We start from the raw sequence: 20,756 nt of genomic DNA, 5'->3' as shown, positions 1-20,756 counted from the left end.
TTTTCAAGATTTTTGCATTAAAGTGTTGCGTAATTTCGGCTCAATCAACAGTGCTGAACGCCTGGATGCTTGGTTGTCCACGACCTTGCGCCATGCACTAACGGATCACTATCGGCGCAAAGTCACCCGCAAGCGCGCGGTTGAAGCATATTCGGTTGAGGCCAAAATACTACAGCCGGATACAACTGATGTTGAGCACCATGGTTGCAAATGTGTTGTTGGGGCGATGGCCGATATTGATCCGGGACAAGCGGCTTTGCTCTCGCGGGTCGATATGAACGACGAGTTGCGCAGACACGTGGCAGAGGAATTTGGAATTAGCGTGAATGCTTTGGGCGTTCGAATTCATCGAGCCCGGGCTGCACTTAAGACAAGAATAGCGGAAATTTGCCCGGTATGTGGCGATGGCAAATTTATGCAATGTGAGTGCGATAACCTAACAGGTATTGTTGCCCAATTGCCCTCAACTCCTGCGAAAGTAATGACACGGATGTAATAAACTTCGACGTTGCGCGTCTTCATTGACGATAGCAAAATATTCGGAGGTTTGAATGTCTGATCACGCAGGGTGCCATCCGGATAAGACGGAAACTGGGTTGGGGAAATCGCTATGAATTTGCCGAGCGATTTGCATCTGATACCCGATGAAGACATAGATGCGCTGGTCTGCGATTGTTTGGACTTATTATTGTCCACACTGCCGTTGGAACAGGCACAAAGTGTCCGAGCACAAGGTTTACAAGACAATTTAACGCAGTTGGGACCGCAAGCGACTGGACCAGTTTTCGCAGAACTGGCTGCAAATGCAGATGCTGGCCGTAAAGTGCTCAAACAGCGTTTTGCTCAATTGCGTATAGTTTGCCCTGATCACGGCCTTTCACACTGCAAATGTCATTTGGGCAAAAAAAAAAATACTATACCATAGCAACTTCCTCGTAATGTTCTGCCTTGCACAGCGTCTACAAACTACACGCATAAATATTCAAAGGGGATTTCATCATGTGTAAACAACACAAAGTAGCTGTTGAAGCTACCGAACAGCTACAATCAGGCTGCTGTAACAATGCAACGTCAGCTGATCCGCAAGGAAACATTGTGGAAAAATCCGACATAAAGAGCGGTTGCTGCCAAGACAGTTCGACGGCTGACGAAAAAATCGGCGCAAAAGACAATGGATGTGGTTGCGGACACTAACTTGGTGGAATTCAGCGCCCTAGATGATAGCCTGTTGCTAAGGAGCGGATCTTTGGCAACGATTTGGCGGATTTGATAAATTCAGGAAGAATAATCATATGACGGAACATGAACATAAGCACCACGCAAAGCCAACCAAAATAGATGAAGGGAATGCTATCCCAGCCGATCATCAAGGTACGGTATATACGTGTCCCATGCATCCTGAAATCCGACAAACTGAGCCTGGCGACTGTCCAAAATGCAATATGCATTTGGTGCCCGAAGGTGAGGTGGGCCAACACGGTCACGATCATAGTCATCACGCACATGACCATAAGGGGCATGATCATAAAGGGCATGGCGATGGACACACCGCTGGAACAAAGCCGACCAAAGGCGGTCAATATGACACTGTGCCAGCAGGGTATAATGGGCCGGTTTACACATGCCCTATGCATGCTGAGGTGCGCCAATCAGAATCTGGGTCCTGTCCACTTTGCGGTATGGGGCTAGAGCTGGAATCAGCGGCTGCTGGTGACGAAGGTCCAAACCTTGAATTGATTGATTTTACCCGGCGGTTCTGGGTTGGTGTCGTGCTTACGATACCTCTGCTGATCCTGACTATGTCGCCCTATGTTGGGGCGGGTTGGATACGTGAGATTTTGGGTGAACGCACCACGTTGTGGGTTGAATTTGTCTTGGGTACACCTGTTATCCTCTGGTCTGGCTGGCCCTTCTTCACGCGGGGCTGGACATCTTTCCGCACCATGAAACTGAATATGTTCAGCCTTATAGCGATGGGCATTTCAGCGGCTTACGGGTTCAGCGTGGTCGCCATTATTGCGCCTGATATTTTCCCAGATGGCTTCCGCGATGCTGAAGGTCATGTCGGGGTTTATTTTGAAGCCGCCGCTGTGATTGTAACGCTTGTCCTGCTTGGACAAGTGATGGAAATGCGCGCCAGAGAAGGCACGGGTAAAGCCATTCGTGCACTGTTAGATATGGCGGCCAAAACTGCGCGTGTAATTCGCCCAGACGGTAGTGAAGAAGAAGTGCCGCTTGAAGAAGTGCTGGTTGGCGATCACGTACGGGTTGTTCCGGGTGATAAAGTGGCCGTTGACGGACTTGTCATCGAGGGTCGGTCATCAATTGATGAGAGCATGATATCTGGTGAGCCATTGCCCGTGGAAAAAGTGGCTGGTGACACAGTGACCGGCGCGACGATCAACGGCACAGGATCGCTGATCATTGAAGCAACTCGAGTTGGTGCTGACACGATGCTCAGCCAGATTGTGGAAATGGTCGCCAATGCACAACGTTCTCGTGCGCCGATCCAAAAATATGCCGACATGGTTGCTGGACTTTTCGTTCCCGTGGTCATTGTAATTGCAATTCTATCCTTTATCGGCTGGTCGATTTGGGGGCCTGAGCCTGCCATGTCTTACGGTCTGATTTCAGCGGTTGCTGTGTTGATCATCGCGTGTCCTTGTGCCTTGGGCCTTGCGACACCAATGTCGATTATGACCGCCACAGGACGTGGTGCACAGGCTGGCGTGTTGATCAAAAACGCGGAATCGTTGGAGCGATTTGAAAAGGTTGATACTTTGATCGTTGATAAGACGGGAACCTTGACTGAAGGCAAGCCAAGCCTTGTGGCGGTGTTGCCAGAAGCAGGGCACGATGAGACTGAGGTTTTGCGCCTTGCTGCGTCCCTAGAGCGTGGTTCGGAACACCCCTTAGCGGAAGCCATTGTGCGCGGTGCTGAAGAGCGCGGCGTCGAAATGGCAAAAGCTGAGGATTTTGAGGCCATCACCGGTAAAGGCGTTAAAGGTGTGGTGGATGGAAAACCCGTAGCTTTGGGCAATCTTGCACTGTTAACAGAAATGGGATTGACAGCGGATGCATTGCTTGAAAAAGCAAATGCGCGTCGGGATGATGGCGAAACTGTCATGTTTGTGGTGGTTGGGGACGCCGTCGCTGGTTTGGTCAGTGTGGCGGATCCGGTTAAAGAAACGACCCCTGCAGCGTTAAAACAGCTCCATGAACTCGGTTTTAGGATCATCATGGCAACTGGTGATAATGAACGCACTGCCCGAGCCGTCGCTAACCGTCTGGGCATCGATGAAATTCGTGCAGACGTTATGCCAGAAGACAAAGCACGCATCATCAAAGAACTGCAAGCCGCAGGGAAAAAAGTGGCGATGGCTGGTGATGGCGTTAATGATGCGCCAGCTTTAGCGCAGGCAGATGTTGGCATTGCAATGGGCACCGGGGCTGATGTTGCGATTGAAAGCGCCGGATTTACTTTGGTTAAAGGTAATCTGGATGGTATTGTTCGTGCGCGCCGATTGTCACAGGCTACAATGAGAAATATCAGGCAAAACCTGTTCTTTGCGCTGGTCTACAACGCAGCAGGCGTTCCCGTGGCGGCCGGAATTCTGTTTCCGTTCCTTGGCATTCTCATCAGTCCGATGTTTGCGGCGTTTGCCATGTCCGCGTCGTCGCTCTCTGTGGTCCTGAATGCGTTGCGGTTACGAAAATTGAAGTTTTAGGACAACCTTCCTGACAATCATCTGGCAGGCACCAAGCAAAGTGCCTGCCATTTTTGTTTTGCTGCAATTGGATATTGCGCAAATTGAGTGTTTTGACAAATTGCATGATGGATTTATCGTAAGAGCTAGTTGATAGTAAGTTTTGGCGAGTTGTGGAACAAGCGGCGTTCGCTTGCGTGGGGGACCATCGGATGTGTTTTTCTCAAACAGTGAGTTTTTCTGCCAGTGTTTTTCTGGTGGCGGGCGGCATATTAGCAACGACCAAGGCTGTGCAAATAAATAAACGATATGTGCCTGTTGCACTGATGCCATTGTTTGCTGGGCTTCAGCAATTCATGGAAGGCAATGTGTGGTGGGGGGTGAATACCGGGGATCCTGTAACCACTCTATTTGGCGCGTTCGGCTTTATCTTTTTCACATGGTTTATGTGGCCATTTTGGATACCGCTTGCCACATATGTTCTTGAGCCGCGCGGCAGCCGTCGACGTCCTTACATGTTTGCGATGATGCTAATCGGTCTGATTTTTGGCTTATTGCTTTATGTGCCACACTTGGTCAATCCGGAGTGGATTGAGGTCACGGTCAACCAAAATTCTCTGGCTTATGAAGGCACGATGATTTTGGATTATCTTATGCCCCGTGCGATGACATATGTGATTTATTTGGCTCTGATTATCGTTCCACCGCTCATCTCGACATATTTGCACATGCGTTGGTTTGCTTTGACGATCATCTTGGTTGTCGTTGTTGATATATTGTTTTTGCGATACGCCTATATCTCATATTTTTGTTTGCTCGCAGGGCTGGGTACACTGCACCTGATTTATATAATAGTGCGCAATAAATGTGCGCGGGAATGCCCGACCTTATTTGCTTGAAACCGTGTAAATATTGGGCGTTTGCAACTCACGATGGGGCGATAAGTGCGTCAGCACCAACTCGCTTCATCGTCGTTTCTTCCCTCCATCACTTCCTGCACATTTGCCTCAATCAATTTATAGCCAACATTTCCAAATAGTTTTTGACGGCCATCGTTCATCAAATATGTTGGGCTACCTTTAATGTCTTTCGTTAGTCTTTGATTGTAGTCAACTTCAAGTCTTGCAAGAGCTTCTGACGAACGAATAACGCGTTCAATTTGCGCGTAGTCAATATCTAGTTTTTTGGCAATATCTCGATGAGTGTCCCAATTAGAAATGTCTCTTGCTTCCGCGAAGAATGCTTTTCGAAGTTCCCAAGCGGCTTGGCTGGATCGCTTTTCATGATAATGGATGGGGGCTTCGGCTTCTAAAGTTTCTTGCTCTTCAATGATCTGAACAGCTTTAACAAATAGATGAGGAGCGGCAGACGTGCGCGGAATTGCATTGCCGAGCCAGATATTTTTGTGCACTTCAACATGCGGGAATTTTTTGGCAACCCCTAGTACATGAGCGTTGTACCCCTCAAAGCCACCTTTATTCTCCCACTGCGAAGCAATTTTTCCATGAGCATCTGGAAAAACTGAACAAAAATAAGATGTTATTTCAATCCGGTTGCCAAATGTTGACATTAGTTGTTCAACGCGACGTTGGGCAATATAAGCCCAAATACAAAGAATATCGGAGTGATATTCTATTTTAATTGGGTGCAAAAGACTGCTCCATGTTAGGGGTGAGGCGCGCTTTGTCTGTATTGGTTGCAATTTAAGCAGCTAAAGAACTGTCGTCAATCAAACCAGGTGCGACAAAACGGGTCGTGGTTGCAAATCCTAACACAGTTGCGTAACGAACGTTGAGCTATTAGCCTAAGTTTGGGTGGATCGCGACGTCACCATAAAATTGTGGTTCTGCTCGAAATGACAAGATTTATATGAGACCGGGGATTGTAAATTGAACGAGGGCGAGATATCGGGCAAGTCAGAACATCGTGCGGTTGAGGCGCTATTTGTAAATCGACCAGCATTTATGGGTGTTTTGATCAAGCAGCTCGGCAATATGGGCGAGGCGGAAGATGTATTTCAAGAGTTTTGCCTCCGGGTGGTTCGCCGAAAACATCAGTTGCGTGATGCTGAAAAACTCAACGCGTGGCTATACACGATTTTGAGATCAGCAATGAACGACCATTTTCGAAAGAATGGTCGGAATAACCGATTGGCCGCAGCTTACGAAAGAGAGCAAGAAAGTACGGTTGGCCATCAGGTCGGCGCGGATGAGTTTTTGTATATTTGCCAATGTGTAAAAAGGTTGGTGCCATCGCTGCAACCTGGTCAGAGTGAATTGATCCGCCGAATTGATCTACAGGACGAAAATCGACAGGTCGTGGCCAGCGATCTTGGCATAAGTTTGGGCACACTTGGCGTTCGCTTGTATCGGGCTCGAGCGTCATTGCGCGATCGACTGTTGGAGCATTGCGGTTGCTGTTGTGAACATGGTTTTGAAGACTGTGCTTGCCCACCAACTGGATGCGAAGAGCAAGATAGTTCGACAAAGTGCTAACTTGAATTGCGGCCGGCCCGGTGTACGGCGCGCTTAAGCGCTCAGCCTAGCCCACATAAAAGTGTTTACTTCTGTAATAAGTGTGGCGCTTGCGCGTCTATATACTGAGCGCGTTTGTCATTTGGCAACCAGGTTTGGTTTCGCGCTCTCAAATAGGAGAACTGATATGAGCACTCATGTTATTGAACGTATCGCGCCTCGTATTCCAATAGCGGCACTTGGCTGGAGTCTTGGCATTTTTCTGGCTCTAACATTTGCAATTTGTGTCGTCTTTGGGCTGATTTTCCCCAATGTGACCATGTATCAAGCTTGGCTACCACTTTTGCCTTGGGTGACGTGGATAAGTTGGGCAAGTTTTGCGATCGGCATAATTGAAGCTTTTGCTTATGGCTGGTTTGTCGCCCTGATTTTTGCGCCTCTGTTTAATTTCTTTGCGGCAAGGTCGTGAAGTAGATTTTTCAACGGTCACCGATGGCACGAAGCGCGTGCCAATCAAACTGTTTTCACGGGTCCGCAACTTGCGTTGTGATTAGCTTGTTTTTGCTGATATTGGCTAGGGTCTGAACTCAATTGAGAAAAGGTCTGGATTGCATGCAACCCGAAAGGCAGCATTCAATTTTGCCAGTTTGTCGTTGAAATATCCTCATTGACAGCAAGTCAATTCGGCCGATTTCGCCTAAATCTGATCAAAATTGAACGGCTGTCCAGATCATTTCTCAATTGAGTTCAGACCCTAATTGCAAGGTACGAGTTATTGCGCCTAACTTCACTTAGTAAAATTGTATTGGTCATGTTGCTTTGGGCTGCGTGTTTTCCCTTGCTCACGATTGGCATTGTGTATGCACCGCATTTGGCTTTTGCCACATTAAGGGCTCTGATTGCCGGTTTGTTTTTGGTCGGCGTGGCATTTGCTTTGGGGCGAAAAATGCCCAGCGGGTTTAAAACTTGGCTGGCCCTTTGTGTTGTCGGTTTTGGTGCCACCAGCCTAGGGTATTTGGGCATGTTTCATGCCGCAGAATTCGTCGCCCCCGGCCTAGCAACCGTCATCGCAAACAGTCAGCCTTTGCTGGCAGCAATATTAGCCGGCATTGTGTTGCGCGAACGGATATCTCGACTGGGAAAATTGGGTCTAGTTCTGGGATTTTGTGGCATCCTGATTATCGCCGCACCTGGGATATTGTTGGGCAATCAGGACAATTTTCTGACGGGGTTTGGGTATATCGTTCTTGCCGCGCTGGGCATTACGGTGAGCAACGTTATGCTTAAAGCCATTGCTGGAGGTATTGATCCCATCATGGCTGTGGGCTGGCAGTTGCTAATTGGTGCCGTACCGTTGGCTATTTTTTCTGCGGTTACGGAAGACCCCACAGCAATTCAATGGACGGGCGAATTTGTGTTGGTCTTGCTCGCCTTATCGCTATTTGGGTCGGCATTGGTCTATGTGATTTGGCTTTCTGTTTTATCCGAAGTTGCGCTGAGCACAGCAAATGCATTCAGTTTTCTTGTCCCCGTTTTCGGGCTAACAATTGGCTTTCTCTTTTATAATGAGACGCTAACAGCGTTCACGTTCATGGGAATAAGTTTGGCACTTGCCGGCGTCGCCATGGTGACCGTGCATAGTAATAGTGCGGCGCTGCAGGAAACATCTGTGCGCTAGGTTTAAAGTGTATTGATGCGCTGATGCGGGTTGAGTTGAGGCGATTATGCGGGCTTGGAATGTATGCGGGCTTGGAATGGCCGGGTCGTCGCCTGTTTCACCTCCAGGGTTTATAGATTTCCCAAAGGTCTGAACTCAATTGAGAAATGATCTGGACAGCAGTTCAATTGAGTCCAGACCCTAGTGTTCTTTTTCGATGCGCGTGCCTGCTGCGCCTTGAAGAATATCCAGAGCATCTGCAAGACGACCAATGCCCGCAAATCCCCCCTTGTGGGCAAAATCACTCGCTGCCGATAATTTTGGCCCCATGGAGCCTTTCGGCATATTCAGCGCGTTGACTTGGTCTGGGGAGATGCGCTGCATCAGCGTTGCGTCCTTCGTGCCAAAATTTTGGTAAACCCCTTCCACATCGGTGAGCAGCAGCAAGGCATCTGCACCAAGGTTGCTTGCAAGTAGGGCGCTTGCCGCATCTTTGTCGATCACGGCCTCAATGCCAACCAAGCTGCCATCAGCACGCCGGACCACTGGAATGCCGCCACCTCCGGCACAAATCACGATGACCCCTTGGGCGAGGAGTAGCTGCAATACGCGCATGTCGGGGATTTCTATAGGCTTTGGTGAGGCCACGACGCGTCGCCAATGGTCCCCGTCTTTAGCGATTGACCATCCCGCTGATTTGGCCCGTTCTTCGATGTCTTGTCGCTCATATATAGGGCCAACAAACTTGGTCGGGGACTGAAATGCAGGATCCTGGGCATCAACTACCACTTGGGTCAAAAGAGTTGCGACAGCATGGTCGTGACCCAAGACATTTTCGAGTTCCTGTTCGATCAGGTAACCGATCATACCTTCAGTCTCGGCGCCAAGAATGTCGAGCGGATAGGCTTCTTCTGGTTTATAGGCAGCGCCCTGCAAGGCCAATAGACCAACTTGGGGTCCATTGCCGTGCGTGACAATCAATTGATGTCCCGCACGTACGATTTGGGCCAATGCCGCGGCCGCTGTTGCGACATTGGCGCGTTGCGCTTGGGCCGTTAACGGTTGACCTCGTTGCAGCAGCGCGTTGCCACCAATGGCTGCGACGACCAGCATTTTATGCTCCCAAACTGGCGACAAGAACCGCCTTGATGGTGTGCATTCTGTTTTCTGCCTGATCAAAAACGATTGAAGCGTCGCTCTCAAAAACTTCTTCGGTGACCTCCATCGCGTCGATGCCAAATTTTGACTTTATATCAGCGCCGACTGACGTCTCAGTGTTGTGGAAGGCCGGTAGGCAATGCATAAAGCGCGCGCGCGGATTACCTGTTTTTTGCATGACCGCTGCATTGACCTGATAGGGCATGAGAAGCTCAATGCGCTCAGCCCATTTTTCGTCTGGTTCGCCCATTGAAACCCAGACGTCGGTATAGACAAAATCGACGCCTTTCACGGCGAGGTCCAGATCTTCAGTTATGGTGATCCGCGCGCCTGTTTGTTCGGCGATTTTTTTGGCGTCGTCGATAATCTCCGGCGCCGGCCAGCAGGCTTTTGGGGCACAAAGGCGGACGTCCATACCCATTTTTGCGCCGCCGATGAGAAGGCTGTCGCCCATATTGTTGCCCGCATCTCCTAAAAATGCGTAGGCAACCTCACGCAAGGGCTTATCAACATGCTCTTGCATGGTGAGAAAATCCGCCAAGATTTGCGTTGGATGAAATTCGTTTGTTAAGCCGTTGAAAACTGGTACCCCGGCGTGCGCGGCGAGTTCTTCGACGATATTCTGGCCAAAACCACGATATTCTATGGCGTCGTAAACGCGCCCGAGAACGCGTGCAGTGTCCTTGACGGATTCTTTGTGACCAATGTGCGAGCCGGTTGGTCCCAAATAGGTCACGCGCGCCCCTTGATCATAAGCTGCAACCTCAAAACCGACGCGCGTGCGGGTGCTGTCTTTTTCAAAGATCAGTGCGATGTCCTTGTCTTGCAGTCTTCGTACCTCTGTGCCTGCATATTTGGCCGCTTTTAAGTCAGCCGCAAGCTTTAAGAGGAAAGAGATCTCCCGCGGTGAAAAATCGCGCAGGGTTAAAAAACTTCGATTTCTAAGATTGAATGACACAAGTGTCTCCTTCGCTAAATTGCATCACGGATGGTTGGGCAGCTCATGCACCGCCCGCCGCCGCGTCCACGACCCAACTCGGCTCCAGGCACTTCAAGGACTTCAATCCCGTTGGCGCGCAGGGCCGCATTGGTGTCGTCATTTCGATCATAACCAACGACTACGCCGGGCCGTAGCGCGAGCACGTTGTTGCCATCGTTCCATTGTTCGCGTTCTTGTTCGGCAAGGTTGTTGCCGCCGGTCGGCACGATGTTGAGTTTTGGATAGCCCAAAATTTCAGCAACGATGTCGAACACATTTCGAGAATCCTGATGAAATTTAAATGGTGTGTCGTCGTCACTTGGATAGAGTTCGAAACATGTCATCTCGTCGGCAACTTCTTTGAACGTCGTCACAACGTCCCCGCCGCAAAACGTGAAAACTGTGTCCAAATGCATGGCAGAGCGTGTCTTTGGCATACGACAGGCAACAATTCGATTGGCTTCGCCAGATTGAAACAAAGATTTTGCCAGAAGGCCGACGCCCTGTGGCGATGAGCGTTCTCCCATGCCGATGAGCACGGTGCCATTGCCGACAGGCATGATATCACCGCCTTCCAAGGTTGCATGGCCGTGATCAATAGTTGGATCGCCCCAATGCACATTGACTTGCTTTTCGAATTTTGGATGAAACTTGTAGATGGCTGTTGTTAGGATCGTTTCGGGTTTGCGCGCCGCCCAATACATAGGATTAAGTGTAACACCGCCATAGATCCAGGCACTGTTGTCTCGGGTAAACAAGAAATTTGGCAAGGGAGGTAATATAAAACCGTGCTGACCCAAATAGTTGCCGAATAAGCCGGTTGGCGCGAATGGCAGATCTTCAACTTCGAGACCACCAACCATGTACTCTGCCAGTTTTGCGGATGGAAGTTCTTGCATCCATTGGCGCAGTTGGCGCAGCATACCCACCCCAATTTCGTTCGGGGTGATCCTTTGTTCTAACACCCATTGACGGGCGTCGGGACGTTCAAAAATGTCGGCAAGCAGGGTGTTAACATCGAGTACCTCTACGCCTTCGTGCCGCATTAATTGTGCGAATTCGTCGTGATCTTTTTGCGCCTGTTTGACCCAAAAAACGTCATCGAATAACAGTTCTTGGCAGTTAGAGGGTGTCAATCGCCGATGGGCTAAACCCGGACGGCAAACGATGACTTGTCGCAATTTTCCTGTCTCGGAATGTACGCCGAGTTTTGGGAGTGACATTGGTTGGTTTCCTTGTACGTCTTAAAGTATGGCGGCAATGCTGAGGCCAGCCGATATGAAGAGGGTTAAGATCAACAGAAGTGGCCATATGAAGGCGATCCATTTGTCAAACGAAATGCGCCCGATGGCCAAGCCGCCGATAACCACAGCCGAGGTCGGCGTGATAAGATTTACGAGACCACTGGCAGATTGGTAGGCGGTGACGACAAGGTCGCGGTTGACACCTGCAAAGTCGCCGAGTGGGGCAAGGATAGGCATCGATAAAACGGCGAGACCAGAAGAGGATGGGACGAGAAAGCTCATCGCGATTTCAATCCAAAGCATGACGTTGATAAAGGCAATATTTGACAGCGCGCCCAATGTAGCCGCTGCACTGAACAGAATAGTGTCTGCGATCAATCCTTGTTCCATAACCACAACGATGCCGCGTGCTAAGCCGATGACTAAGGCGACGCCGAGTAGGTCTTTTGCACCGTCAACAAAAGTTGTTGTGAGTTGTTTTTCGCCCATGCGCGCGACAAGGCCTATGACGATCGCCATGCCAAAGAACAATGCACCCATGCGTGCCATCCACCAACCTTGGCTGGAGACGCCCCAAATCATAACCGCGAAGGTTGCAAAGAACAGAACTAAGATTAGTTTTTGAGTGCCAGTCAGAACAGGCGCACTATCTTTGCCATCTGCGTTTTTAAGGAAGATATTGCGGTTCTCTTCGCGCTGTGCGGCTACAATTGACCGGCTGGGATCAGCTTTTACACGTGCGGCGTAGCGCATTACAAACGCGATACTGATAAGGAGGCCGCCGATGAGGAAAATAAACCGTAAGGCCATGCCATCGGTGAAGGGAATGCTCGCAGCGTTTGATGCGATGACCGTTGCAAAAGGGTTGATCGTTGAACCAAGCGTGCCAATACCCGCGCCAATCATAATGATGGCAACGCCCGTGATTGCGTCAAAGTCAGCCGCAAGAACTACCGGGATTAACAATGCGTAGAAAGCCAAGGTTTCTTCTGCCATGCCGTAGGTTGTGCCACCGATAGCAAACAGGGTCATTAAGAGCGGGATCATCCAGATTTCCCGTCCCTTCATGCGCCGCATGGCGGTTTGTATGCCGGTGTCAATGGACTTGGTCGCATTTACGACACCCAAAAAACCACCCAGAAACAGAACAAATAACGAAACATCAATTGCATTGGCTGCATAGCTGTCTGGATCATAAAATCCAGCAACCGGTGCAAGCATGACGTCCATGAAGCCTTGTGGGTTTGGATCGACTGTTTGATATGTGCCAGGGACAGCGATTTCGCGCCCAACACTATCGCTCATCACGCGGTCATATTGTCCGGCCGGGATGATCCAACTCAGCGCGGCAACGATAATGATCAAGAAAAACAGAATGGTATATGCGCTGGGGAACCAGGATGCTATTCCTTTGGCGTCCGATTTGTGAGAAATAGGCTGATTGCTCATGACATTGCTCCTTCGGGAAGCTCCAATGAAAACTCACGCCCTTAAAGGTCGTCTACACATATAGACGCCGCCCTGATCAATTCATTACATTTGAATTGCCTGTAGATTTGCAGACACTTTGTCCCCTGAAACTGAGGACAGGGGAATATGTTGGGTAAAAAAAGATTTGGTGAGATTTTAAATCAGGATGCTATTGCGCAAAAGATTGGCACAAGGTGTGTGCCAAACTACGCGCACGCGATCAAGAATGCGGACAAAATTTGGCCAGAATTGAGAAATGGTGTTCCAGACCTTAATCAATATCGGGGATTTCACCGGATCGGAACAACTCAACTGGTTCACCATATTCGCCAATGGCGGGATCAGCTTCGCGTGACCATGCCAACACACCGTCATGATCTGCTGCCAACAGTTTGGCCCGACTAATGGCCGCGCCTTCGCTGGTCGCCTGGAGGGGTTCCATTGCAGCCAATAGCTCCCCATCTTCATTTCGCTTAAATGCCATGACCACGACTAACTTTGCCATCTCACTCTCCACTTCGTCGATCAAGCATAATAGCAAAATTTGATCAATGTCCATATTGGTTGATCAAGTCGGTTCCCCATGTCTGCCCCGCAACTCTATCCATAGGTTTTATGAGATGTGAACGAACAGTTCAGCAACGCCAAGCTGCTATTGCCGATAGGCTGGCTCGCGCGCGGGTATTTGTTGTTTGGAGCCGAAATTTGCTTTGTTGCCAGAAATAACTATGTTGGTTTTTGCGCTGGATAGGCCGCCTGATTGGCGTACGATGCCCACATTATCACCTGAATTTTCCTGGTTTAACAAGAAGTTTGACCGAAACTGGTCAGACGTCAATTTGCCGTCATTTCCGGACACATCCAAAATCGCACCATAAAATTCGATGGCACCGGCATTGAGCAAAATATCCGCTGTCGTTGGGCCAGAATTGGTTTGGCCAATGTTAGCTGTAAACTCGTGCACGTTTCCATCCCCCGTTAGGGTGATCGCGTTGCCAGATACAATAGATGTGTCAAGCAACAAGGTTCCTTTGCCAACATTGACTGTTGAATAGGCTGTGGCAATGCCAGTTTGTAATTGGGTAATCGTTGCGCCACCATCTTGAAGATCGGCGATGACCTGATTGCCCACCGCCAAGGTGGTGTCCTTGATGTAGGTGCCTGAAAAATCTTCAACATTGATGATATTTTCAGTGAATTGCGTCCCTGTATGCGTTTGGTCTAGCGTCAATTGGCCATTTAAGTCTTGCGCATAGATTGTTGATGACAAGCATATGACTGTCAAAAGTGAGCCGAATAGCCTGATCGAATTTGCGACATTGATCGCCTGTTGCCAACTAGCCACTGAAATAGTCATATTTGCTGTCTGCGAAGTTGAGGCATTGTGCAATTTCAACCTGATAGATTTTGCTGCTCATGTCCAAGACACTACGTTCAATAACCGAGCGAACAGCCCACTGGATTGGCTCCAAGGCGCGATCGCCGCCGCCAATGTCAAATATTTGCTTGCCAAATAGGAAGGCGAAAACGCCGCCTGAAACTTCTCGGCCAAGAATTTGTTTTTGCAATGAAACTGTGTCGACCACGCGCAGCGATTTTGAGTCCACCAGCCGCAGGTCGAGCCCGACATTCATTACGTAAGTTTTGCCTTTAAAGGCGGCTTTGATGCCTTGCACTGAGCTGTCATTGTAAAAGCCATTTATGCCCTGGGACGAAATATTGTAATTGAGCTCGGTGATGCCACCCAAAAGCAAGAAGTCAGAGCCTTCAATCATGCCCGCATTGATCGGGCGATAAGGCGACTTGGCCGCATTAGGGTTCAATCTTGGGTCACCGCCCGCGTCACCGATCAGTTTATTGTTGGCCAGCTTAAGTTCAGCCTCAGGGATGCTCATGTCAAACCGTTCGACAAGATTTGCACCCGCTTTGGAAAACGCGCTCATGGCCATTAATGATGCGCCTTGAGTGACTTTCTTGCCGCCATCTTCGTCGGCTTTTTGCGTGTAGTCTGAAATCGATCCGACCGCGATACGTGGAATGATGGCGCCATTCGCCTTCGCCGCTTCGGCCATACAGGTCAGTGCGCTTGAATAGATTGTGCCGTTCTTTGTAACTTGTGAACCGCCGATGGGTTGGGCATAGCCAAGTTTCGAACTGCCCACTGGGCCAGCACAGCCTGCGACCAGGGTTAATGCTGTGAGTGCTGATATCAGTTTTTTCATGTGTTTACTCAAAATAGAAGGTTGCCGTTCAGCTCAATGGTGCTTGACTGGTCGCCGGTGTTTGTTTGGTCCGCATCCACAATCACAGTGTTGTTGATGCCAGAGGTAATGACATTCATGATGTTGCCGCCAACCGTGACATTGATGCCGCCGCCGGTTGATCCATTGTTGCCATTTTGATCAATTGTGCCGGTAGACAGAACGCCATAATCAAATACAGTGCCGTTCCAAAAGCCGCTAAATGTGTTGGTGAAAGTCACATTGCCGTTGCTGTCGCGAAGGCCAAATTTTGAAATTGATTTTTCTTCATCATCGGTCCAACCAAAATTGTCTTCTGCCCAATCCATGCCCGGACTGGAAAGATCTTCAGCGAAGACTGATTGGTTGGTTGATGCCAGAAGGGCGGCAATCAGAAAGCTGATACTCGTTACTCGCACGTGAGAATCCCTTATTGGAGCTGAGGATTGCAGTTGTTGGCGCTTAAAGTAAACAAGTTTGGTTAATTGAATGCTAAACAAAAAAGGGGCAGCGATCGCTCGCTACCCCCTCTTTGGTCAACCAAATGTGTTGATTAGTCGGTGCTTGGGAACACGTTAGAAATGTTCACTGAGTTGCCGATTGCAGCTGATGTTACTTTAACACCTTGTAGCGCTTCTTGGATATTGACGTTGGCGTTTGACGTTGTGATTGCACCAGCACCTTGAGTTGATGTGATGTCCAAAATGGCACCAGGTGAGGTTACTTTAAACTGGTTGTTTGAAGCCAAGTTTGTGAGTTCAAACGCACCATTTGTCGTGCCAATGTTTATGTTGCTGATCGCGATTGGATCAATCGGACGTGGCGGAACAGCTGGTGGTGGAGTGATGAATGACTGATCGTTGTTGATTGTTACAACGTGAGTTCCCAAGCATTCGCCGCCAAAATCACATGGGTTTGCTGACGTTTTGATGTCAACATTTGAGCCGATTGCAAGGTTCGCGATTTTTGTATCACCCCAAACTTCACCAACGTTAACGTTGACAGTTGAGCGCACGTCAGAACCAAAAGCTTGCGTTGTTTCGATGTTCACATTGCCAAGCAGGTTTGCTTGGAAGTCGTTACCGATTGCCAATCCTGTTACTTCCAAATCCTCTGCAACAGAACCGATATTGATATTGGTGTTTTGCGTTACAAGAGCGGGCGATGTTTGGGTGTTGGTGATGTATGATGTCAACTCCCAAGCTGATGCGCTAATTGTTGTTGTTGCGAGTGCGAATGCTGCTACTGAGATAATTTTTGCTGTGTTATTCATAATAACCTCTATTTGCTTGACCAAATTGGCCGCCCTGTTGCGGTTGCCAAATAGAGTGCAATGAGTATGCCAGTTTTTTTGGGTCATTTTGGTGCACAAATTGGGTATTTAGGTTCCATTAATTATTAACGTAAACCCCAATTTGAAACTGGTGTTCCAAAACAGCCCAGATAGATAAAATTTTATCTATTTGCGTGCCAAATGGATCGCATGAGTTGGGGCGTTATGCATATGGAGAACATTGCGATGGGAATTGCCCGGCAATGCGAGCTTTGAACATCCGAAAAACCTTCAGTGTGGGGTATTTGGCTGCGCAATGATTTTGTGCGAACTAAATGTTTTGAACTTAGTGACCCGTAATGGGATGAGAACTGACCCAAAGTTCAACGGTTTCGGTATCGCTTACTACTTTAGAAAAGTGTTTTTGTGTCGTGTCATGGTGGATGCTGTCGCCAGCAACCATGTGGTGAACCGCATCGCCAAGATGGTATTCAAGTTCCCCTTCGATTAAATAGCAAAACACTTCACCTTTGTGATTCATGTGCTCTGAAACATGTCCGGGAGGTCGATGGATGATGCACGGATAAAACAGTGCGCCTGAAAATCCCGGCCCGAGCTTTTCATACCAACGGCCCGCTTCACCTAAACTATAGCTTTGGCGGTGCTTTGCCTTCGTCAACGGCTCAAAGCTTTCAGAAACGTTTAACAGTTGCTCAAGGCTCGTATTGAGCGATGATGCGATCCGCATAAATGAAGACAGTGAGGGCGCACAAATGCCGCGCTCAACTTGCGAGATAAAGCCAACTGTTAATTCTGCTTCGTCGGCAACTTGGACAAGCGTTTTGCCGAGCGCCTTGCGACGCCGTCTAATTGACTTGCCAATTTGTTCATTGCTCAATTCCGGGCTTTTCTTGGTCAATATTTTCCCGCCCTTCGATTAAACACCAGCCATTGACTCACTTGGTGGGCAATCTGCACCGCGTTGCGATGCAAATCAAGTCCGATTGAATTGTTACTTCAATAAATTATAGTTTGACTTCAATTGTGGATAGTGCAAGTTTCGAAATTGGATACAATCTCCAAAGGCGTTCAGGCGCTTCTCATCTGCAAGGGAGGAAATGCACGATGAAAAAATTTCTTATGGCCACCGTCGCGGTGACGGCAATGATGTCAGCGTTCCCAGCGATTGCGCTGGAGCGAGGCGGGTCACTGACTTTTGCTCGCTATGACGATTCAACTTTGATTGACCCGATCTATGCGGATCGAAATCCTGATATCTGGATGGTCACCAATCTTTACGATACTTTGTTGCGCACTGAGGCGGACGGCAAAACCGTTACAGCGGGCCTCGCATCGGATTACTCGGTTGCCGCAGATGGCATGAGCGTTTCATTGACAATGCGCGACGGCATCAAATTTTCTGACGGTTCGCCGATTGAAGGCAAAGACGTTGTCTTTTCACTTCAACGTGCAGCCAACCCAGACTTGAGCCCTTGGGCAGGACTGCTGGCTTCGGTTGATGAGGTATCGGCTGAGGGCAACAACGTCACGATAAGTCTCAAAAATTCCGATCCAACAATCGTCTTGATGCTCGCAACGTTTAATACAGCCATTGTATCTGCTGATGCGTTTGAAGCGGCGTCCGGGGAAACCGATCAGGACAAAGCCAAAGCGTTGAGCATTGATGGTTTTGTTGGTTCAGGGCCGTTTGTAATGCAGTCGCATCAACGTGGTTCAATGATGCAATTCGCAGCCAATCCACACTATTGGCGTGAAGGCGAAGACGGTAAACCATTGCCTTATATTGACGGCATCAACTTTCTTGTCATTCCTGACGATGCAACGCGCATCTTAAAGCTACAAGCTGGCGAAGTTGATGGGGCTGAATTCATTCCGTTTGCACGGGTCTCAGAGCTGGAAGCAGATCCAAATATCAATATGGAGCTGTTCCCATCAACCCGGATCATTTACTCGCCGATCAATACCCGGAGCGAACGCGCCGATGGTAGTGCAAACCCATTGTCGGATGTAAGACTTCGCCAGGCATTGAACTATGCAACAAACAAAGACGCGCTGGTTCAACTTATATTGCACGGTGCGGGCAAGCCAGTAACCTCTGGTCTGATGGCCTCTACCACGCAGCTTGCGACCGATAATGGGCCGCTTTACCAGTATGATTTGGACAAAGCCAAAGCGCTGATTGCCGAAGCTGGAGTGGCCGCAAACACTGAGATTACACTCACCACATTGGCGGGGTCAGCTGATGATGGGATTATTCTCGCTGCTTTGCAACAAATGTGGTCTGACATCGGCATCAAGCTAAATGTTGCTCAGGTTGACGGCCCAACACGCGGTGCGAAAAACCGATCCGGCGATTTTGACATTCACACCTATGGTTGGGTGAATGATGTCAACGATCCGGCTCAAGTTGCAGGCTGGCTTGGCTATTTCCCGACGGCGAAGGCTGTTGGTACGGGCTGGAACAATGATGAGTTTAACGGCCTTTATGAGGCATCGAATACAGAAATGGATCCGGCAAAACGCGCTGAGCAATATGCGCGTATGCAAGATATCTACGCGCAAGCTGCGCCGCTCTTGTTCATGTACGAAACGCCATTTGCTGTTGCGCTTTCGCAAGACGTGAAAGGCTATTTGCAAACGCCGCTCGGTAACAATGAATTCGCGACTGCGTGGATTGATCGTTAAGTTCTTCCCCTCGACTAACCCTCATACGGGCGCTACGGCGCCCGTATGAAATCGGGATCGCCCATGTCATCAATTTCCTATTTTATCTCCAGAGTGCTGCAGATTATCCCTACATTTCTAATTGTGATGGTCATCATATTTTTGCTGGTCCGGGCCTTGCCGGGCGACCCGGCAATCGCCATGGCAGATGCGAAGGCCACCACAGAGCAGCTTGAACAAATCCGTCAACGGCTTGGTTTGAACGAGCCGATTTGGGTGCAATTTGGCTATTTTGTGAAAAACACCCTCACTGGAAATTTAGGAGACTCTATTCTCCTTAAAGCACCGGTGACCGAAGTGATTTTTGAACGGTTGCCAGCGTCAGGCTTCCTTGCGCTTTATGCTGTGTTGTTCTCTTTGCTGATTGCCGGACCACTGGCATTTGTCGCCGCGCTTAACCGCAACAAATGGCTGGATGTCACCATCCGCTCGGTTTTTCAAATCGGTCTATCAACCCCAGTTTTCTACATTGGGCTGCTGCTCTTGACCTTCTTGGCCGCAAAAATGCGCTGGTTCCCAGTTGGCGGATATGGCGTTACATTTTGGGAACACATGTATCACTTGTTGTTGCCTGCGCTAACTGTGGCTCTTTACACCTCGGCCATTATCATGCGCAATTTGCGGTCTTCGGTGATCGAAGTGATGGACGCCGAATATGTTCAATTTGCCCGCGCAAAGGGATTGCCGGAGCACGTTATCTTAGGCCGCCACATTCTGCGTAATGCGCTTATCTCCACGGTCACCTTGCTTGGGCTTTCCATCGGCAACTTGATGAGCGGAACGCTGGTAACAGAAACTGTTTTTGCGGTGCCCGGCGTCGGACGTTTGATGCTGGATGCGATTTTTGCGCGCGACTATCCGCTTATCCAAGGGCTGACACTTACTTTTGCTGTGCTGGTGTCGATCATCTTTTTGCTCACCGACATGGTTCAAGCGATGCTTGATCCAAGATTGCGGGTGTCATGATGTTTAAAAAACTTATGCCCCATAGTTCTCAATTGTTTGTGTTATTGCGCCCCGGTTTTTTGGTTGGGCTTGCCATTTTGGTTGGTTCACTCGCCCTCGCGCTGTTTCCTACTATATTCGCTCCGTTTGAGCCCAACGTATTCAATTATTCAGCGCTTAAGCAGCCCCCGTCGATGGAACATTGGTTTGGCACAGACAATCTCGGACGGGATACGTTTTCTCGGGTGATTTGGGCCTATTCAGTCAATATGCAAATGGCCTTTGTTGCCACCATTTTCGCGCTTGTGATCGGCGTGACGGTTGGTGCGTTGGTTGGTTATTATGGCGGTATCGCAGATGCGATTTTCGGCCGATGTGTGGATGCAATTATCACCTTCCCATTTTTGGTGCTGGTGATCGCAGTTGTTTCGGTGCTCGGTCCGGGCCTCACCAATATGTATATCGCGATTACCCTTGTGGGTTGGGTCTATTATGCCCGTCTCATGCGCGCAGAAATCATGGGTCAAATGGCCAATGATTATGCCGCGGCCGGCAAGGTGATGGGCTATTCTGATCGCCGCATCATATTCAGGCATCTGTTACCCAACGCGATCACCCCGGTGATTGTTTATTGGATGACGGACATGGCGCTGGCGATTTTGCTCGGCTCCTCGCTCGGTTATCTCGGCTTGGGCGCGCAGCCGCCACAGGCAGAATGGGGTGTGCTAATCGCCGAAGGACGCAATTTTATAACAACCGCATGGTGGCTCAGTTTGATGCCGGGTATTGCTATCGTTCTGACCGGGCTAGGTTTTTCTTTGGTCGGGGATGGCATCGCTGACCTCATGCGGCCTAGGGGGTAGG

At 49.3% G+C, this 20,756-nt stretch carries 22 protein-coding genes; 11 read left to right on the top strand and 11 right to left on the bottom strand.

Features of this window, described 5'->3' with window-relative positions:
* The 5 genes from ACJAZW_RS02815 to ACJAZW_RS02795 all read left to right on the top strand — a co-directional run.
* Window positions 1-496, top strand: a 496-nt coding sequence (locus ACJAZW_RS02815; RefSeq protein WP_415155348.1) for an RNA polymerase sigma factor, incomplete at its 5' end; no start/stop codon positions are given.
* A gap of 114 nt (window positions 497-610) precedes the next feature.
* Window positions 611-925, top strand: coding sequence for a hypothetical protein (locus ACJAZW_RS02810; protein ID WP_415155347.1), 315 nt, complete (start codon window positions 611-613; stop codon window positions 923-925).
* 74 nt (window positions 926-999) lie between these two features.
* Window positions 1,000-1,194 (top strand): hypothetical protein, encoded by a 195-nt coding sequence (locus ACJAZW_RS02805; RefSeq protein WP_415155346.1) that lies wholly within the window; start codon window positions 1,000-1,002, stop codon window positions 1,192-1,194.
* Window positions 1,195-1,292: 98 nt separating this feature from the next.
* Entirely contained in the window at window positions 1,293-3,728 is a 2,436-nt protein-coding gene (locus ACJAZW_RS02800; protein WP_415155345.1) for a copper-transporting P-type ATPase, read from the top strand.
* 191 nt (window positions 3,729-3,919) lie between these two features.
* Entirely contained in the window at window positions 3,920-4,606 is a 687-nt protein-coding gene (locus ACJAZW_RS02795; RefSeq protein ID WP_415155344.1) for a DUF6629 family protein, read from the top strand.
* Window positions 4,607-4,656: 50 nt separating this feature from the next.
* Here the strand turns inward: ACJAZW_RS02795 and ACJAZW_RS02790 are convergent, their stop codons facing one another.
* Entirely contained in the window at window positions 4,657-5,358 is a 702-nt protein-coding gene (locus ACJAZW_RS02790; RefSeq protein WP_415155343.1) for a DsbA family oxidoreductase, read from the bottom strand.
* A 238-nt stretch (window positions 5,359-5,596) separates the two neighbouring features.
* Between ACJAZW_RS02790 and ACJAZW_RS02785 the strand changes: the two genes are divergently transcribed.
* The 3 genes from ACJAZW_RS02785 to ACJAZW_RS02775 all read left to right on the top strand — a co-directional run bounded on the left by ACJAZW_RS02785 (window position 5,597) and on the right by ACJAZW_RS02775 (window position 7,859).
* Window positions 5,597-6,202 (top strand): RNA polymerase sigma factor, encoded by a 606-nt coding sequence (locus ACJAZW_RS02785; protein WP_415155342.1) that lies wholly within the window; start codon window positions 5,597-5,599, stop codon window positions 6,200-6,202.
* A 166-nt stretch (window positions 6,203-6,368) separates the two neighbouring features.
* The gene (locus ACJAZW_RS02780) at window positions 6,369-6,650 is read left to right on the top strand and encodes a DUF5676 family membrane protein (protein ID WP_415155341.1); all 282 of its coding nucleotides are present in this window, start codon (window positions 6,369-6,371) and stop codon (window positions 6,648-6,650) included.
* 342 nt (window positions 6,651-6,992) lie between these two features.
* Window positions 6,993-7,859: a DMT family transporter gene (locus tag ACJAZW_RS02775; protein ID WP_415155340.1), complete on the top strand. Its 867-nt coding sequence runs from the start codon at window positions 6,993-6,995 to the stop codon at window positions 7,857-7,859.
* A 180-nt stretch (window positions 7,860-8,039) separates the two neighbouring features.
* Here ACJAZW_RS02775 and arcC read toward each other — a convergent pair whose 3' ends face one another.
* From arcC to ACJAZW_RS02725, 10 genes are all read right to left on the bottom strand, one after another.
* Window positions 8,040-8,951 carry a carbamate kinase gene (gene arcC / locus ACJAZW_RS02770; RefSeq protein WP_415155339.1) on the bottom strand — a complete coding sequence of 304 codons (912 nt, stop codon included), beginning with the start codon at window positions 8,949-8,951 and terminating at the stop codon, window positions 8,040-8,042.
* Between the two features lies 1 nt (window position 8,952).
* Window positions 8,953-9,954 (bottom strand): ornithine carbamoyltransferase, encoded by a 1,002-nt coding sequence (gene argF, locus ACJAZW_RS02765; RefSeq protein WP_415155338.1) that lies wholly within the window; start codon window positions 9,952-9,954, stop codon window positions 8,953-8,955.
* 14 nt (window positions 9,955-9,968) lie between these two features.
* Window positions 9,969-11,198: an arginine deiminase gene (locus ACJAZW_RS02760; protein ID WP_415155337.1), complete on the bottom strand. Its 1,230-nt coding sequence runs from the start codon at window positions 11,196-11,198 to the stop codon at window positions 9,969-9,971.
* Window positions 11,199-11,219: 21 nt separating this feature from the next.
* A complete protein-coding gene (locus ACJAZW_RS02755) occupies window positions 11,220-12,668 on the bottom strand; it encodes a YfcC family protein (protein WP_415155336.1) in 1,449 nt (482 codons plus the stop codon).
* Between the two features lie 292 nt (window positions 12,669-12,960).
* On the bottom strand, window positions 12,961-13,194 hold the full coding sequence (locus ACJAZW_RS02750; RefSeq protein ID WP_415155335.1) for a hypothetical protein: 234 nt from the start codon (window positions 13,192-13,194) through the stop codon (window positions 12,961-12,963).
* Between the two features lie 147 nt (window positions 13,195-13,341).
* Window positions 13,342-14,046: a hypothetical protein gene (locus ACJAZW_RS02745; protein WP_415155334.1), complete on the bottom strand. Its 705-nt coding sequence runs from the start codon at window positions 14,044-14,046 to the stop codon at window positions 13,342-13,344.
* A complete protein-coding gene (gene hfaB, locus ACJAZW_RS02740) occupies window positions 14,027-14,911 on the bottom strand; it encodes a holdfast anchoring protein HfaB (protein WP_415155333.1) in 885 nt (294 codons plus the stop codon). Before hfaB ends, ACJAZW_RS02745 begins: the two co-directional genes overlap by 20 nt.
* Before the next feature lie 8 nt (window positions 14,912-14,919).
* Window positions 14,920-15,348: a hypothetical protein gene (locus ACJAZW_RS02735; protein ID WP_415155332.1), complete on the bottom strand. Its 429-nt coding sequence runs from the start codon at window positions 15,346-15,348 to the stop codon at window positions 14,920-14,922.
* Between the two features lie 134 nt (window positions 15,349-15,482).
* A complete protein-coding gene (locus ACJAZW_RS02730) occupies window positions 15,483-16,202 on the bottom strand; it encodes a hypothetical protein (protein WP_415155331.1) in 720 nt (239 codons plus the stop codon).
* Between the two features lie 346 nt (window positions 16,203-16,548).
* Window positions 16,549-17,121, bottom strand: a complete 573-nt coding sequence (locus tag ACJAZW_RS02725) for a helix-turn-helix domain-containing protein (protein ID WP_415155330.1) — start codon at window positions 17,119-17,121, stop codon at window positions 16,549-16,551.
* 206 nt (window positions 17,122-17,327) lie between these two features.
* Here ACJAZW_RS02725 and ACJAZW_RS02720 point away from each other — a divergent pair, with 206 nt between their 5' ends.
* The 3 genes from ACJAZW_RS02720 (at window position 17,328) to ACJAZW_RS02710 (ending at window position 20,755) form a co-directional block, all read left to right on the top strand.
* Entirely contained in the window at window positions 17,328-18,908 is a 1,581-nt protein-coding gene (locus tag ACJAZW_RS02720; RefSeq protein ID WP_415155329.1) for an ABC transporter substrate-binding protein, read from the top strand.
* Window positions 18,909-18,971: 63 nt separating this feature from the next.
* On the top strand, window positions 18,972-19,913 hold the full coding sequence (locus ACJAZW_RS02715; RefSeq protein ID WP_415155328.1) for an ABC transporter permease: 942 nt from the start codon (window positions 18,972-18,974) through the stop codon (window positions 19,911-19,913).
* The gene (locus ACJAZW_RS02710) at window positions 19,910-20,755 is read left to right on the top strand and encodes an ABC transporter permease (protein ID WP_415155327.1); all 846 of its coding nucleotides are present in this window, start codon (window positions 19,910-19,912) and stop codon (window positions 20,753-20,755) included. Before ACJAZW_RS02715 ends, ACJAZW_RS02710 begins: the two co-directional genes overlap by 4 nt.
* The last annotated feature ends 1 nt before the right edge of the window (window position 20,756 follow it).

Origin of the sequence: Maritalea sp. (genome assembly GCF_047634455.1) — a bacterium.
Lineage (GTDB): Bacteria > Pseudomonadota > Alphaproteobacteria > Rhizobiales > Devosiaceae > Maritalea.
The sequence above is the reverse complement of the archived record's forward strand: the minus strand, read 5'-3'. Positions and strand labels throughout refer to the sequence as shown.

Bases quoted from the DNA above. Each gene is read 5' to 3' on its own strand.
- ACJAZW_RS02810 (WP_415155347.1), top strand. From the start codon at position 611: ATGAATTTGCCGAGCGATTTGCATCTGATACCCGATGAAGACATAGAT.
- ACJAZW_RS02805 (WP_415155346.1), top strand. From the start codon at position 1,000: ATGTGTAAACAACACAAAGTAGCTGTTGAAGCTACCGAACAGCTACAA.
- ACJAZW_RS02800 (WP_415155345.1), top strand. From the start codon at position 1,293: ATGACGGAACATGAACATAAGCACCACGCAAAGCCAACCAAAATAGAT.
- ACJAZW_RS02795 (WP_415155344.1), top strand. From the start codon at position 3,920: ATGTGTTTTTCTCAAACAGTGAGTTTTTCTGCCAGTGTTTTTCTGGTG.
- ACJAZW_RS02780 (WP_415155341.1), top strand. From the start codon at position 6,369: ATGAGCACTCATGTTATTGAACGTATCGCGCCTCGTATTCCAATAGCG.
- ACJAZW_RS02775 (WP_415155340.1), top strand. From the start codon at position 6,993: ATGTTGCTTTGGGCTGCGTGTTTTCCCTTGCTCACGATTGGCATTGTG.
- arcC (WP_415155339.1), bottom strand. From the start codon at position 8,951: ATGCTGGTCGTCGCAGCCATTGGTGGCAACGCGCTGCTGCAACGAGGT.
- ACJAZW_RS02760 (WP_415155337.1), bottom strand. From the start codon at position 11,198: ATGTCACTCCCAAAACTCGGCGTACATTCCGAGACAGGAAAATTGCGA.
- ACJAZW_RS02755 (WP_415155336.1), bottom strand. From the start codon at position 12,668: ATGAGCAATCAGCCTATTTCTCACAAATCGGACGCCAAAGGAATAGCA.
- ACJAZW_RS02750 (WP_415155335.1), bottom strand. From the start codon at position 13,194: ATGGCAAAGTTAGTCGTGGTCATGGCATTTAAGCGAAATGAAGATGGG.
- ACJAZW_RS02745 (WP_415155334.1), bottom strand. From the start codon at position 14,046: ATGACTATTTCAGTGGCTAGTTGGCAACAGGCGATCAATGTCGCAAAT.
- hfaB (WP_415155333.1), bottom strand. From the start codon at position 14,911: ATGAAAAAACTGATATCAGCACTCACAGCATTAACCCTGGTCGCAGGC.
- ACJAZW_RS02730 (WP_415155331.1), bottom strand. From the start codon at position 16,202: ATGAATAACACAGCAAAAATTATCTCAGTAGCAGCATTCGCACTCGCA.
- ACJAZW_RS02720 (WP_415155329.1), top strand. From the start codon at position 17,328: ATGAAAAAATTTCTTATGGCCACCGTCGCGGTGACGGCAATGATGTCA.
- ACJAZW_RS02715 (WP_415155328.1), top strand. From the start codon at position 18,972: ATGTCATCAATTTCCTATTTTATCTCCAGAGTGCTGCAGATTATCCCT.
- ACJAZW_RS02710 (WP_415155327.1), top strand. From the start codon at position 19,910: ATGATGTTTAAAAAACTTATGCCCCATAGTTCTCAATTGTTTGTGTTA.